The organism is Massilia putida (assembly GCF_001941825.1).
Classification (GTDB): Bacteria; Pseudomonadota; Gammaproteobacteria; order Burkholderiales; family Burkholderiaceae_D; genus Telluria; species Telluria putida.
Window position 1 is genome coordinate 607538 of the sequence record NZ_CP019038.1, and the last position, 15009, is coordinate 622546.

A 15009-nucleotide genomic window follows, 5' to 3' on the forward strand; every position below is an offset into this window, starting at 1 on the left:
GCCCGTACAGCTGCGTTTCCCGATCAAATCTGCTGCCGTTCGCGACGGTTTTTCGAGGCCACTGATGTTTCGCCGGTGCCGCCGGAGCGGCGCGGCCTAAGGATACTGTATTTGCGCCCGTCACAGGCGATTTCCCGACTGCGGGTCGAACAGCGACACCCGCGCCGCGTCGATGGCGAACGACACCCGGTCGCCGGGCGCCCAGCGGCGCGCGTCGTGCACGAGGCTGGCCAGCAGCGCCTTCCCGCAGCGCAGCCAGACCACCTGGTGGTTGCCCATCGGTTCGACGAGCGTCACCTCGCCCGCCAGGCCGCCGTCCGCGCGGATGTCGATGTGCTCGGGCCGTACGCCCAGCACCGCCGGCTGCGCGGCCGGACGCGCCTCGTGCGCGGGCGCGAGCTCGATGCCGTCGGCGCGGAAGCGCCCGTCCGCATCGAGTACACCGTCCACGAACGCCATCGCCGGCGCGCCCAGGAAGCCCGCGACGAAACGATTCGCCGGGCGCTCGTACACGTCCAGCGGCGTGCCGATCTGCTGGATCGTGCCTTTCTCCATCACGACGATGCGGCTCGCGAGCGTCATCGCCTCCACCTGGTCGTGCGTCACGTAGATCATCGTCGACCCGAGGGTCTGGTGCAGCAGTTTCAGTTCGCGCCTCAGCTCCGCGCGCAGCTTGGCGTCCAGGTTCGACAGCGGTTCGTCGAACAGGAACACCTGCGCTTCGCGCACGAGCGCTCGCCCGATCGCGACGCGCTGGCGCTGCCCGCCGGACAGCTGCGCGGGCTTGCGGCGCAGGAGCGCATCCAGCTGCAGCATGGCGGCGGCACGGTCCACGCGGCGGCGGATTTCCGCTTTCGGCGTGCCGGCGATACGCAGGCCGAACGACATATTGTCCTCGACCGTCATCGTCGGATACAGCGCGTACGACTGGAACACCATGCCGATGCCGCGCTCGCTCGGATCGAGATCCGTCATGTCGCGCCCGCCGATCTCGATGGCGCCGGACTCGCTGTCGACGAGGCCCGCGATGCTGTGCAACAGCGTGGACTTGCCGCAGCCCGAGGGCCCGAGCAGGACCAGGAATTCGCCCGGCTCAACGCACAGGTCGAGGTCGCGGATGATGGGCTTGCCGCCCAGGACGATGTTCAGTTTGCGCAGCGAGACGTTGGCCATCCCTTATCCTTTCACGGCGCCGGCAGCGATGCCGCGCACGAACCAGCGGCCCGAGAAAAAGTACAGTGCAAGCGGCACGAGCGCCGTCAGGATCGTCGCCGCCATGTTCACGTTGTACTGCCGGGTGCCGGTCGTCGTGTTGATCACGTTGTTCAGCTGGACCATCATCGGCATGTTGTCGCGTCCCGCGAACACGAGGCCGAGGATGTAGTCGTTCCACACGCCCGTCACCTGCATGATCGCGGCGACGACGAGCACCGGCAGCGACATCGGCAGCATCACCTGCAAAAAGATGCGCCAGAACCCGCCGCCGTCGATGCGCGCGGCCTGGAACAGCTCGTGCGGCACGTTGCAGTAGTAATTCCGGAACAGCAGCGTCATGACGGGCATGCCGAAGACCAGGTGCACGAGCACGATCGCGGGAAGCGAGCCGAAGATGCCGGCCAGCGCCATCACGCGCACGAGCGGGTAGATCATCACCTGGACGGGAACGAACGCGCCGGCCATCAGGATCCCGAACAGGACGTTCGCGCCGCGCGGGCGCCAGAACGACAGCGCGTAACCGTTCACGGCGCCCAGCAGGATGGGCAGCACGGTCGAAGGCACGGTGATCGCGACGGAATTCCAGAAGCCCGTGCGCACGCCGTCGCACGCGGCGCCCGTGCACACGCCGCTCCACGCGAGGCGCCACGGTTCGAGCGTGAGCGCATGCGGCAGCGCGAAGATGCCGCCCTGGCGGATCTCGTCCATCGTCTTCAGCGACGTCACGATCATCACGTACAGCGGCAGCAGGAAGAACAGCGCGGCACCGAGCAGGAACACGTACAAACCGATGCGCGCGGGCGTCGAACGGCGGCGCGCGCGCCGGGCCGACGCCGGGTGCGCGGCGGCGGGCGTGGTGGCCGGGAGCGGCGGGACGATCGTCTGCGGATTCATGCGGCCTCCTTGCGGCTGCGGGCATAGGCATACGGCGCCAGCAGCGCCAGCACCGGGACGAGCAGCACGATCGCGCCCGCCGAAGCGAGGCCCACGTTCGAGCGCAGGAACAGGTGATCCATGATGAACTTGGCCGGCACTTCGCTGGCGATGCCGGGACCGCCCTGCGTCATCGCGACGACGGCGTCGTACAGCTTCGCCACGGCGGTCGCGAGCAGCAGCAGGACGGTGGCAACGGTCGGCCACAGCATCGGCAGGATGATCTGGGCGTACACGCGCCACGCGGGAATGCCGTCCAGCCGGGCCGCCTTCCAGATCTCCGGGTCGACGCCGCGCAGGCCGGCCAGCATCAGCGCCATGACGAGCCCGGAGGCCTGCCACACGGTGGCGATGACGACCGTGTAGATCGCATGGTCCTGTGACACGATCCAGTCGAGGCGGAAGTGTTCGAAGCCGAGCGCGCGGATGGCGCCATCGAGGCCGTCGCCCGGTGTGAGCAGCCATTGCCAGACGAGGCCCGTCGCGACGAACGACATCGCGTAGGGGTACAGGAAAATCGTGCGGAACACGCCCTCGCCTTTCACATGCTGGTCGATGAACACGGCCAGCAGAAAGCCGATCGCGAGGCTCGCGAGCACGAACAAGGCACCGTACGCCGCCAGGTTGTGCAGCGACAGCATCCAGCGCTCGTTGTCGAACAGGCGGTGGTATTGCGCGAGGCCGATGAAATGCCCGGACGGGAACGTGCGCGAACCGGTCAGCGAGATATAAAACGTCCACAGGCCGGCGCCGAGATAGCCGAGGCTTGCTACGACCGCCATCGGCAGCAGCGCGGCATATGGTGTGACCCTGGATCGGGAGCGGATCGTCATGTCAGTAGCGCAGCGCCGATGCGATGCTGTTCTGTGCCCGTTCGACAGGCATGTTCGTGTTCCAGAAGGCGGTCAGCACGTCCTGCAGCGCGCCGTTCTGGTCCGGCGTGAGATAGACCTCGGCGACGCCGACCGGCCGTTGCGGATCGCGCAGGATCGCCATGCCCTTACGCGCGCACGCGTCGAAGCGGCTGTCGTCCGCATCCAGCCGCACGGGAATCGATCCTTTCAGCTTGTTGAACGCGAGCTGCACGGCGGACCGGTCGACGACGTCGGCCAGCAGCTTCTGGGCGCGCAGCGCCGCCGGGTCGTCCGTTTTCGGGAACACGAAGACGTCGCCCTGGATCAGGTAAGGACTGTCGGCACCGAGTCCCGGCAGGCAGCCGAACTGGCGGCCCGGGGACTGCCCGGCCGCGATGAATTCTCCCTTGGCCCAGTCGCCCATGATCTGCACGCCCGCCTTGCCGCTGATGACCAGCGCCGTCGCGTCGTTCCAGTTGCGGCCCGGCGACGCCGGGTCGACGTAAGCCTGCAGGCGCTTGTATGCGACCAGCACCTTGCGGAACGAGTCGGAGCGGATGGCGCCCTGGTCGCGGTCGCGGATCACTTTCAAGTACAGGTCCCGGCCGCCGACGTTCGACAGCACCATCGAGAACAGCAGGATCTCCTGCCACGCCTGGCCGCCGTGCGCGAGCGGGATCAGTCCCGCCGCCTTGAGCTTGTCGAGGTCGGCGAACAGCTCGTCCATGCTGGCCGGCTCGCGCGCGATGCCGGCCTTGGCGAAGGCGGATTTCGAGTACCAGATCCACGTCTGCATGTGGATGTTCATCGGCACGGCGTACCAGTGGCCGCGCACCTTGATCACGTCGATGATGGGCGCCGGCAGCACCTGGTCCCAGTGGTCGCGCCGGGCGATGTCGTCGACGGGATTGAGCAGGTCTTCCTCGATGATGTCGAGGAACTGCTTGGACGTGTTGAACTGCGCCGCGGTGGGCGGATTGCCGCCGATGATGCGGTTGATGGTGACGGCGCGCGACTGGTCGCCGCCGGCGATCGCGGAGTCGACCCAGGTGCCGCCGGCGGCGCGGTAGGCCTGCTCGACCTGCTTCACGGCGGCCGATTCGCCGCCGGACGTCCACCAGTGGATCACCTCGGCCCTGGGACCGGCGTGCGCGGCTACCGCGGACGCGCACAACCAGGCGCCGAGCAGCCACCTGCGGGTTCCGTACATGCTGTCTCCGTTATGGCGTCCTGGCGGGGCCGGCGCCTGTTTTATACGGTCATGCCTTCGTGTGGAAACGTTCCCATGGCCGTTGCCCGACTATAGCACCCGGGAAAAATCACTGTCAAACACAACGCGAGAATTGTCCTACAGGCGCGGGGTCCCGGCGAGGGGATTTGTAATAAAACAACGCGCGTTCAGCTGCCGTCCTCGCACCGGACCAACGCTTCCCTCAGCATCTCGAACAATGTGCGCGCCGCCGGCGCCATGCTGTGATTGCGCTTGCTGATCAGGCCCAGGGTCCGGTGAATGGCCGGGTTCACGAGCGGCACGCCGACGATCGTGTCCGGCCGTCCGGGCAGCACGGACAATCCCGGCACTGCCGCCACGCCCATGCCCGCCTCGACGAGAGCAAGGACGCCGGACACGTGGTTCACCTCGCACAGGATGGCCGGATGCTTTTCGACGCCGGCCAGCGCGGCGTCGATGACGCTGCGGTTGCCGCTCGACTTGGCCACCGAGATATAGCGTTCGTTGATCGTCTCTTTCCAGCTCAGTGACGCGCGCCCCGCCAGCGGATGGTCGCTCCGCATCGCCAGCACGTAGTTCTCAACGTAGATCGGTTCGAACACGATGTCCGGGTCGGCCGCGCCCGTGAAATTGATGCCGAAGTCCGCCTCCCCGGCCAGCACCAGGTTCAGCACGTCCTGCGCGCTCTCGTCGTGCACGCGCACGCGGATGCGCGGGAAGCGTTCGCTGAAGCGGGTCAGCACCTCGGGCAGGAAATGCCAGACGGCGGACGGCACGCAGGCCAGCGTCACCGAGCCGGTGCGCAGCAGGGCGAGGTCGGCGACACCCAGCACGGCGTCTTCCAGGCCGTCGAGCGCCGTGCGGACATTCACGAGGAACGCCTGCCCCACGTTGGTCAGCTGCACGCGGCGCGTGGTGCGCTCGAACAGTTTGACGCCCAGGCCCTCTTCCAGCTTGTCGATGCGGCGGCTCAGCGCCGATTGGGACAGGAACAGGTCGGCGGCCGCCTGGCGGAAACTGGCGCGTTCGGCGACGGCGACGAACGCCTGCAAGTCGTGCAGGTCGTAATTGATGCGCATCGTGCATTAATACGCTGGAAAATTGCAATTATCAAATTATGCCATTTGTTGGATCATGCATCCACTTCACCCATTGCCTCGTCAAGAAGGCATCCCATAAGGAGACAACGTGCGCCATTCCTGCGCCCTCACCGCATTGCTCGTCGCGAGCGGCACCTGCCCGGCCCAGACCGGCATCGACCTGTACGGCATCGTCGACGTCGGCCTGCGCGCCGCCGGCGGCCTCAACGCCAACAACGCACCAACCCCATCGGGCCACACCATCGCCGTCAACAGCGGCATCGACCAGACCAGCCGCTGGGGCATCAAGGGCCAGGAATCGCTGGGCGGGGCATGGCGCGCCGTGTTCCGGCTCGAAGGCGGCATCAACGCGGATACCGGCGCCCAGGCCAAGAGCGACCGCCTGTTCGACCGCCTGGCCTGGGCCGGCCTTGATTCCCCGTACGGCCAGCTCGCGCTCGGCCGCCAGCCCAACCTCCTGTCCGACGCGCTCATCACCGTCGACCCGCTCGGCAAACGCTTCGCGTCCTTCAACCCGAACATCAACGTCGCGGGATTGAGCAACACCGCGTTCGGCACGCATGCATTCGGACGGCAATACGGCCCGAGCGGCTACGCGGACAATTTCTACCGCCTCGACAACACGGTCAAGTACACCGCGAACGCCGGCCCCTGGCAGGCACGCGCCGCGTACTCGGCGGGCGAAGTGGCGGGCGATTCGTCGGCCTCGAGCAGCCACGGCGTCGCGCTGGCCTACCAGCAGCCCGACTGGGTCGTCTCGGGCGCGACCTCGCAGTTCCGCAGCCGCGACGGCCTGCCGCTCGATGCGTGGACGCTCGGCGCGGCTGCGAAGGCGGGCGCCTGGCAGTTCAAGGCCAACGCGGCCCGCAACAAGGCCGACACGGGGCCCGGCAAGACGGTCACCCAGCGCGTGCTGTCCGCCGGCGTGAGCCGCCAGGCCGCGCGCGACGTGCTCGTCACCACCGCGTTGTACAGCGTGCGGCGCGAGGCGACGGGTTTCGTCGACGACGGCTTCGACCGCGCCTTCCTGTTCGTCGAAAAGATGCTGGCGCCGCGCACGACCGCCTATGCCGAAGCCGATGTCACGGCCTGGCGCGGCGACGCCGCCGGCAAGACCGCGTCCCGCGCGAACGACCGCCACGGCACCGGCCTCACGCTCGGCCTGATGCAAAAATTCTGACTACACAAGGAGACCACATGCGACCACTTCCCCCGAACATCAAGGCACTGGCGGCCTGCGCCGCCCTCATGCTGGCCGCCTCGGCCCACGCCGCCGACCTGCGGGTCGTCAGCTCGGGCGGCTTCGCCCAGGCCTACAAGGACCTGTCCGGCCAATACGAACGCGCCAGCGGCGACCACCTGGTTTCCGCATGGGGCCCGTCGATGGGCGCCACGAAGAACGCCATTCCCGCCCGCCTTGCGCGCGGCGAACCGATCGACGTCGTCATCATGGTGGGCGACGCGCTCGACAAGCTGATGGCCGAGGGGCGCCTGGAACCGGGCAGCAAGGTGGTCCTCGCCAACTCCCCGATCGCCTGCGCCGTCCGCCACGGGGCCCCGCTGCCCGACATCAGCACCGTCGACGGCCTGCGCCAGGCCTTCCTGCACGCGAACCACGTGGCGTATTCGGACAGCGCAAGCGGCGAATACATCCGGCGCCAGCTGCTGGACAAACTCGGCATCCGCCAGCAGATGGAAGGCAAGGCGGCGCAGATCCCCGCGACGCCGGTGGGCGAGATCATCGCGCACGGGGAAGCCGATTTCGGCTGCCAGCAACGGAGCGAACTGAAACCGGTGCGGGGCATCGACATCGTCGGCCTGATCCCGCAGGAAGTCCAGCTCAAGACGCAGTTTTCCGGCGCCGTCGTACGCGGCGCCGCCCACGCGGACGCGGGACGCGCGCTGCTGCGTTTCCTGGCGGCGCCCGCCAACGCGGCCGCCATCGAGGCGACCGGCCTGGAACCGGTCACGGCTCCGCACTGATCCACATACTCCCTTGAGGTCATCATGACTATTCACTCCACCGCCTCCGCGGCCCCCGCGACGCCCGCCGCCTCCCCGGCAGGACGCGCCCAGTCCAAGCTCGGCACCGTCATCCGTGTCACGAGCGGGAACTTCATCGAAATGTATGATTTTTTCCTGTTCGGCTTTTACGCCCACCAGATCGCGGCCGCGTTCTTCCCGACGACGAGCGAATACGCCGCGCTGATGATGACCTTTGCGACCTTCGGCGCCGGCTTTTTCATGCGGCCGCTGGGCGCCATCTTTCTGGGCAGCTATATCGACCGCATCGGCCGCCGCAAGGGCCTCGTGCTGACGCTGGGGATCATGGCGTCGGGCACGGCGCTGATCGCGTTCGTGCCCGGCTATGCGACCATCGGCCTCGCGGCACCGCTGCTCGTGCTGATCGGCCGCTTGCTGCAGGGCTTTTCCGCGGGCGTGGAACTGGGCGGCGTCTCGGTCTACCTGTCTGAGATGGCCACGCCGGGCAACAAGGGGTTTTACGTGAGCTGGCAATCGGCCAGCCAGCAGCTCGCCGTCATCTTCTCCGCGGCGCTCGGCTATGGCCTCAATCACGCGATGTCCAAGGACGTCATCGCCGACTGGGGCTGGCGCATCCCGTTCTTCATCGGCTGCTCGATCATTCCCGTGGTGTTCTACATCCGCCGCTCGCTGCAGGAGACGCAAGCGTACCTGGCGCAGAAGTCCCACCCGACGTTCCGCCAGATGATGCGCACGATGGCCGCGAACTGGCCCCTCGTCGTGGTCGGCGCGATGCTGGTGGTGATGACGACGGTCGCGTTCTACCTGATCACGGTGTACACGCCCACGTTCGGCAAGAGCGTGCTCAAACTGAGCACCGAGGACAGCCTGCTCGTCACCTTGATCATCGGACTGTCGAACTTCATCTGGCTGCCCGTCATGGGCGCCGTCTCTGACCGCATCGGCCGCTGGCCCGTGATGGCCGTCTGCTCGGCGCTGGCGGCGGTGACGGCGTATCCGGCCCTGTCCTGGCTGATCGCGCATCCGAGCTTCGGCAACATGGTGCTGATCGAGCTGTGGCTGTCCTTCCTGTACGGCAGCTATAACGGCGCCACCATCGTCGCGCTGACGGAGATCATTCCGGTCCAGGTGCGCACCACCGGGTTCTCGCTGGCCTACAGCCTCGCGACCGCGCTGTTCGGCGGCATGACGCCCCTGCTGTCCACGTGGCTCATCGAGGCCACCGGCGACAAGGCGGCCCCCGGCTACTGGATGGCCTGTGCCGGCGCGATCAGCCTCGTGGCCACATTCCTGGTGTACCGCGGCATCGTCAAGGAGCGTGTCCCGGCCGGCGCCTGAACGTATAATGCCGCGGTGATCCCTACCGCAACCCCCTCTCCCGCGCCGGCGGCACAGCCGGACGACCGTGCACGGAAAGCCGCCGCCGTGCGCGGCGTCGCGTCGGTCGCCGCGATGCGCGACGCGATCCGTGACGCGTCACGGAAACTGACAATCCCATCCGCCGTCGCGCGATTCAAGACGCTCGACCGCGCCGCATTCCGGGCACAGGCTGAACGCGGCCTGCCGTTCATGATCACGGGGCTGGTCGGCCGCTGGCCCCTTTGCACCGTCACCCCGGGCATGCTGCGCGAGCGCTTCGGCGACGTCGGCGTGCGCGCCCGCGTGGGCGACTACATCAACACGGCATTCGCTCCCGACCGCGCGATGCGCGACATGGCGATGCGCGACTATCTCGACCTGGTGGCGGCCGGCACGGACGCGCTGCCGCCCTACGTCGGCAACCTGGAAATCAACGAGTTGAACGGGATGTGCCACTGGCCCGGCTATTTCAGCAAGATGGGCCCGCCCCGCTTCTGGCTCGGTCCCGCGGGCACGGTGACGCCTCTGCATTGCGACTACGACGACAATATCTTCGCGCAGGTGTGGGGCGCGAAGCGGATCTTCCTGGCGCCGGCCCACCACGACGAATTCCTGTACACGCGCGAGGCCAACCCGGTGCTGCATGGCTCGCCGTTCGACCCCGAGCACCCGGATTTCGACACCTACCCCCTCGCGCGCCGGGCGACGCTCATCGAATGCACCGTGAACCCGGGCGAGATGCTGTATGTGCCCGCCGGCTGGTATCACCAGGTGCGGGCGCTGACGTTTTCCTTGTCCGTCAACCGCTGGGCCAGGGCGATGCCGCTCGCCTTGAAGGGCGATCCGGGGCTCAGGGCTGCAGGCGATACCCCACCGCCGTCTCCGTGAGCAGGTGGCGCGGCTGCGCCGGATCGTCTTCCAGCTTCTGGCGCAGATGCCCCATGTAGATGCGCACGTAATGGCCGTTGTCCGCGTTCGACGGCCCCCACACTTCGCGCAGCAGCTGCGGCGCCGTGACGACGCGGCCCAGGTTCGCGAGCAGCACCGACAGTAGCTTGTATTCCGTCGGCGTCAGGTGCACGGCCTGGCCGTCGCGCTGGACCGTGCGCTTGTGCAGGTCCACTTCGACCTTCCCGAACACGATGCGCGCCGACGGCTCGCCGCCGGCCTTGTGCTGGCGCCGCAGCGCCGCGCGCACGCGCGCGAGCAGTTCGCCGATGCCGAACGGCTTCGTCAGGTAGTCGTCGGCGCCGGCGTCCAGCGCCGTGATCTTGTCCGCCTCGTCGATGCGCGCGGACAGCACGATGATCGGGACCGGGCTCCAGCCGCGCACGTCGCGAATCAGCTGCAGGCCGTCGCCGTCGGGCAGGCCGAGGTCGAGGATGATGAGGTCGGGCGTGCGCGTGCCGGCGTCGATCAGGCCGCGCTTGAGGGTCTCGGACTGGTGCACTTGCCAGCCCTCGCCTTCCAGGGCCATGCGGACGAAGCGGCGGATTTGCGGTTCGTCCTCGACGATGAGGGCGACGGGTGCGGCGGATTCAATGCTCATGCTGGCGGGTAGGGGTGTCGTGGGATTCGGGGTCGAGATGTTCGAGCTCGCCTTCAAGCAGCGGCGGCGGTTCGCCCAGCGGCAGGCTGAATTCGAAGCAGGCGCCGGCGTGTTCCTGGTTCCAGGCCCGCATCCGGCCGCCGTGGGCGTCGACGATGGCGCGGCAGATGGCCAGGCCCAGGCCGACGCCGGAGATCGACGATTCCTGCTGGCCGCGCACGAATTTTTCGAACAGCGCGTCCTCCTGCCCGGCCGGCAGACCGGGGCCGTCGTCGCACACCGCGACGCGCAGCTCGCCGTCTTCCGTGCGCGCCGCGATCGTCACCGTCGCATGCGGCGCCGTGTACTTGCCCGCGTTTTCCAGCAGATTGCACAGCACGCGTTCGAGCAGCGTGGCGTCGAAGCGGACCAGCGGCAGGCCGCGCGGGATGCGCGTCTCGACCGTGCGCGTCCCCAGCTGCCAGCGGCAGGCGCGCAGCGCGCTGCCGATCGTCTCCTCGACGAGCTGCCACTGCAGATTGAGCTTCACGCCGCCGCTCTGGATGCGCGCCATGTCGAGCAGGTTGGCCACGAGGGTGCTCATGCGCCTGGCCTCGTCGCGCAAGGCATTCGCGAGTTCCATCTGCGCGGCGCCCAAGGACGGGCGGGACAGCGTCAGCGATTCGGACAGGCCCACGAGCCCCGTCAACGGCGTGCGCAGGTCGTGCGACAGCGCGGCCAGCAGCGAGTTGCGCAGGCGTTCGCCCTCCATGCGCACGACGGCGTCCTGCGCCACGTCCACATAATGCACACGCTCCAGTGCGATGGCGGCCAACGCCGCGAACGCGTCCAGCAGCTCGCGCCGCTCCGGCACGAGCAGCGCTGCGACGTCGGGCACCCGCACGGCCAGCACGCCGCGCGAACGCATCGGCGCCAGCAGCGGCAGGTAGAGGAATGGATTGCTGGGCAGCGTGGCCGTGCCCACGCCGGCGGGCGCCGCATGATCGAACGCCCACTGCGCCGCCGCCATGTCCAGCACGCTCAACACGGGCGCGCGCGGTTCCTCGCCGGCGGGAGGCTCGGGCCAGCGCAGGCGCCCGGCGTCGTCCGGCAGCAGGATCGCGGCGCGGGCGTCGAAGCTGCGCGCGAGGAAACGGCGGGTGATCTCGAACACCTGCTCCGTCTGCAGCGCGACGGACAGCGCACGGGCGAATTCGTACAGCGCGCGGGTACGGGCCTCGCGCCCGATGGCGGCCTGCGCCTGCTCGCGCAGGTCCGACGTCAGGCGCGCCGTGATCCAGCCGACAGCCAGCATCACGGTCAACGCGACGGTGTATTTGAATTCGCTGACGTCGTATTGGCGGCGCGGCGCCGCCAATACGAGGGCGCAAAAACCGACGAGCGTCGCCGTGATCGCCGGTCCGCGTCCGAGCCGGATGGCGACGAGCACCACCGTCAGCAGGAACAACATCGCGACGTTGGCGACGTCCAGCAGCGGCAGCAACGGCAGCGCGACGAGCGCCGTGCCCAGGCTGGCGCCGGCGGCGGCCAGGTAGCGGCGCGGCGCCGGCGCGCCGTCCGGGTGCACATCCGGAACGGGGCCCGCGGACGGTGCGGCCGAGCCTGACGCCGGCACCGCGACGTCGACGAGATCCAATCGAGGGGCCGCCTGCGTCAAGCGGCGCGCATAAGCGGCGACGGCGATGGCCGCGTCGCGCCCTTCCAGCACGGCCGTGACGGCGCCCTGGGCGTGCGCCTGGCGCAGCAATTCGAGCGTGCGCAGACGCGCCGACTCGCCGCGGCGCCGCGTCTGCGCGTTTTCGACGAGCACAGCGTGCCATGGCGCCTTGGCGAGCGCCGCCAGCCGCGCCGCCGCGGCGACGGTGCGCTCGTCGGAGGCATCAGCGCGGAGCACGGCGCACATGGCGCCACAGCCGGATGATGTCGTCGATTCGGAACTCTGCATGCCTGGATGGTAAGCGATCGCCCGTAAAAGCGGCATAAAAATCGAACGCATTTACGCCGCGTTTACACGGGCCGGGGGAGCATTTACGACAATTTTCGGTGCGCCGGCCTATCGTGACAACCTCGTTCCACCACCTGCACGCATCCATGGCATCCACACTTTCGAACTTGCGCACCGCCCTGCTCGGCCGGCCCCTCGACCCGCTGCGCCAGGACACCCGCCACTCCCTCACGCTCGCCGCCTTCCTCGCCTGGGTCGGCCTCGGTGCCGACGGCCTGTCGTCGTCGGCGTACGGCCCGGAGGAAGCCTTCAAGGCGCTGGGCGGCCACGCCCACTTCGGCCTGTATCTCGCGCTGGCCACGGCGGCCACCGTGTTCGTCATCGCGTTCGCCTACAACCAGGTGATCGAACTGTTCCCGACCGGTGGCGGCGGCTACCGCATCGCCACCGTCCTGCTCGGACCGCATGCCGGCCTCGTTTCCGGCGCCGCCCTCGTCGTCGACTACGTGCTGACGGTCGCGATCTCCATCGCGGGCGGCGTCGACGCGCTGTTTTCGCTGCTGCCGCTGGCGTTCCAGGGCTGGAAGCTGGGGACGGAGCTGGGCCTCGTCGTCGTCCTGCTGTGGCTGAACCTGCGCGGCGTGAAGGAATCGATCCGGGTGCTGCTGCCGATCTTCCTCGGCTTCGTCGCCACGCACTTCATCTTGATCGTGTACGGCGTGGGCGTGCAGTCCGGGCATATCCCGGTCCTGCTGCCGGACACGCTGCACGAGACGACGAGCCTCGCCGGCCAGACGTCGTGGGTCTTCACGCTGGCCCTCCTGCTGAAGGCGTATTCGCTGGGCGGCGGGACGTACACGGGCATCGAAGCCGTGTCGAACAACGTGAACTCGCTCGCCGAGCCGCGCGTGCGCACGGGCCGCATGACGATGCTGTACATGGCGTGCAGCCTGGCCTTCACGGCCGGCGGCATCATCCTGCTGTACCTGTTGTGGAACGCGACGCCGCAGGACGGCCAGACGCTGAACGCCGTCGCGTTCCGCGCCATCCTCCAGCATGCCGGCCTCGATGGCACCGCGCTCGGCGTGGTGCTGGGCGCGACCCTGGCCTGCGAGGCGGGCCTGCTCCTCGTCGCCGCGAACACCGGCTTCCTGGGCGGCCCGGCCGTGCTGGCCAACATGGCGCAGGATTCGTGGGTGCCGCACCAGTTCCGTTACCTGTCCAGCCGCCTCGTCACGCAGAACGGCGTGCTGCTGCTCGGCGTGGCGGCCGCGCTCGTGCTGCTGGCCAGCGGCGGCCGGGTGGACCTGATCGTCGTCCTGTACAGCATCAACGTGTTCCTCACGTTCAGCCTGTCGCTGCTGGGCCTGTGCCGCTACTGGCTGCGCCACCGCGGCGACACGGGCTGGCTGCGCCGCCTGCTGCTGTCGCTGTGCGGCCTCGCCGTCACCGCCAGCATCCTGATCGTCACGATCGTCGAAAAATTCACGGAAGGCGGCTGGGTGACGATCGTGCTCACCGGCCTGGTCGTCGCGCTGTGCCTCGCCGTGCGCGGCCATTACGCGGACACGCGCAAGCGCATCGACGACGTCGACCGCGTGTTCGCCGCCCAGCCGCAGGGCTCGTGCACTGACACGCCGGCGCCGCACCCGGCGGCGCCGACGGCCGTGTTCATCGTCGGCAGTTCGCGCGGCGGCGGCCTGCATGCGCTGCTGTGGGTGCAACGCATGTTCCCCGGCCATTTCAAGAACGTCGTGTTCGTGTCGGCCCGCACCGTCGACGCGCACGCCTACGGCGGCGACGGCGAGATCGACATCCTGAAAGCGAAGGCCGAGGCCACCCTCGACGATTTCGTGGCGTTCTGCCGCAGCCACGGCATCCCGGCCACGTCGCGCGTCGGTTTCGGGACGGACGCCGTCGCGACGTTGACGGACATGTGCCGCGACCTGGCCCGCGAATTCCCGCACGCCGTGTTCTTCACGAGCCGCCTGGTGTTCCAGCGCGATAACCTGTTCACCAGGCTGCTGCACAACCAGGCGGCACTGGCCATCCAGCGCCGCCTGCATTTCGACGGCCTGCAGATGATCATCCTGCCGATGAAAGTGTAGGGCGGGCACCGTCATTCAGGCCCCGGCCCGAATGAACCCGCGCCTCACGCCGGCGCCGGGTTGGCGTCTCAGCCGAACAGCTTCAGCGCCGTCTTCGCCACCAGCTCGCCCTGGTGGCGCGCGCCGTCCAGCTCATTCTTGCTGGGCTGGCGCTGGCCCTGGCCGCCCGCGATCGTGCTGGCGCCGTACGGGCTGCAGCCGGTGATCTCGTCCAGGGTCATCTGGCCCGCGAAGCTGTACGGCAGGCCCACGACGACCATCCCGAAGTGCAGCAGGTTCGTGACGATCGAGAACAGGGTCGTCTCCTGGCCGCCGTGCTGCGTGGCCGACGACGTGAACGCGGCGCCCACCTTGCCGTTCAACGCGCCCTTCGCCCACAGCCCGCCCGTCTGGTCGAGGAACGCCGCCATCTGCGACGGCATGCGGCCGTAGCGCGTGGGCGCGCCGATCACGATGGCGTCGTAGTCCGCCAGTTCGTTCACGGTGGCGACGGGAGCCGGCTGGTCCAGTTTGAAGTGACCGTTGCGCGCGACCTCGTCCGGCACCGTCTCCGGCACCCGCTTGACGTCGACGGTCGCGCCGGCCGCGCGCGCGCCCTCCGCCAGTGCGTTCGCCATCTGTTCGATGTGTCCATACGTCGAGTAATACAGCACGAGTACTTTTGCCATGCCCGCTCCTTCCGTGGTCAAACGCGGCGCCAACGGCTGGCGC

At 68.5% G+C, this 15009-nt stretch carries 13 protein-coding genes; 5 read left to right on the top strand and 8 right to left on the bottom strand.

Annotated elements, in window-relative coordinates; genetic code table 11:
• Positions 1-120: 120 nt before the first annotated feature.
• From BVG12_RS05180 to BVG12_RS05200, 5 genes are all read right to left on the bottom strand, one after another.
• Complete coding sequence (locus BVG12_RS05180; RefSeq protein ID WP_075791482.1) at positions 121-1173, bottom strand: ABC transporter ATP-binding protein; 1053 nt, start codon at positions 1171-1173, stop codon at positions 121-123.
• Between the two features lie 3 nt (positions 1174-1176).
• The gene (locus BVG12_RS05185) at positions 1177-2109 is read right to left on the bottom strand and encodes a carbohydrate ABC transporter permease (RefSeq protein ID WP_075791483.1); all 933 of its coding nucleotides are present in this window, start codon (positions 2107-2109) and stop codon (positions 1177-1179) included.
• A complete protein-coding gene (locus BVG12_RS05190) occupies positions 2106-2981 on the bottom strand; it encodes a carbohydrate ABC transporter permease (RefSeq protein WP_075791484.1) in 876 nt (291 codons plus the stop codon). The genes BVG12_RS05185 and BVG12_RS05190 overlap by 4 nt, the downstream gene beginning before the upstream one ends.
• A 1-nt stretch (position 2982) precedes the next feature.
• On the bottom strand, positions 2983-4212 hold the full coding sequence (locus BVG12_RS05195; protein ID WP_075791485.1) for an ABC transporter substrate-binding protein: 1230 nt from the start codon (positions 4210-4212) through the stop codon (positions 2983-2985).
• A gap of 188 nt (positions 4213-4400) precedes the next feature.
• A complete protein-coding gene (locus BVG12_RS05200; protein WP_075791486.1) occupies positions 4401-5312 on the bottom strand; it encodes a LysR family transcriptional regulator in 912 nt (303 codons plus the stop codon).
• 109 nt (positions 5313-5421) lie between these two features.
• Between BVG12_RS05200 and BVG12_RS05205 the strand changes: the two genes are divergently transcribed.
• Genes BVG12_RS05205 through BVG12_RS05220 form a run of 4 tightly spaced genes read left to right on the top strand, consistent with a single transcriptional unit; the run spans position 5422 to position 9584 of the window.
• Positions 5422-6513: a porin gene (locus BVG12_RS05205; RefSeq protein WP_075791487.1), complete on the top strand. Its 1092-nt coding sequence runs from the start codon at positions 5422-5424 to the stop codon at positions 6511-6513.
• 17 nt (positions 6514-6530) lie between these two features.
• Entirely contained in the window at positions 6531-7316 is a 786-nt protein-coding gene (locus tag BVG12_RS05210; RefSeq protein WP_075791488.1) for a substrate-binding domain-containing protein, read from the top strand.
• A gap of 24 nt (positions 7317-7340) precedes the next feature.
• Positions 7341-8675 (top strand): MFS transporter, encoded by a 1335-nt coding sequence (locus BVG12_RS05215; RefSeq protein ID WP_075791489.1) that lies wholly within the window; start codon positions 7341-7343, stop codon positions 8673-8675.
• A gap of 15 nt (positions 8676-8690) precedes the next feature.
• On the top strand, positions 8691-9584 hold the full coding sequence (locus BVG12_RS05220; RefSeq protein ID WP_075791490.1) for a cupin-like domain-containing protein: 894 nt from the start codon (positions 8691-8693) through the stop codon (positions 9582-9584).
• Here the strand turns inward: BVG12_RS05220 and kdpE are convergent.
• A complete protein-coding gene (gene kdpE, locus BVG12_RS05225) occupies positions 9547-10245 on the bottom strand; it encodes a two-component system response regulator KdpE (RefSeq protein WP_075791491.1) in 699 nt (232 codons plus the stop codon). The genes BVG12_RS05220 and kdpE overlap by 38 nt on opposite strands.
• The gene (locus tag BVG12_RS05230) at positions 10235-12139 is read right to left on the bottom strand and encodes an ATP-binding protein (protein ID WP_229503809.1); all 1905 of its coding nucleotides are present in this window, start codon (positions 12137-12139) and stop codon (positions 10235-10237) included. Before BVG12_RS05230 ends, kdpE begins: the two co-directional genes overlap by 11 nt.
• A 197-nt stretch (positions 12140-12336) precedes the next feature.
• Here BVG12_RS05230 and BVG12_RS05235 point away from each other — a divergent pair, with 197 nt between their 5' ends.
• Positions 12337-14298 carry an APC family permease gene (locus BVG12_RS05235; RefSeq protein ID WP_075791493.1) on the top strand — a complete coding sequence of 654 codons (1962 nt, stop codon included), beginning with the start codon at positions 12337-12339 and terminating at the stop codon, positions 14296-14298.
• A 68-nt stretch (positions 14299-14366) separates the two neighbouring features.
• On the opposite strand, the gene wrbA is transcribed toward BVG12_RS05235, so the two are convergent.
• Positions 14367-14966, bottom strand: coding sequence for an NAD(P)H:quinone oxidoreductase (gene wrbA / locus BVG12_RS05240; RefSeq protein WP_075791494.1), 600 nt, complete (start codon positions 14964-14966; stop codon positions 14367-14369).
• Between the last annotated feature and the right edge of the window lie 43 nt (positions 14967-15009).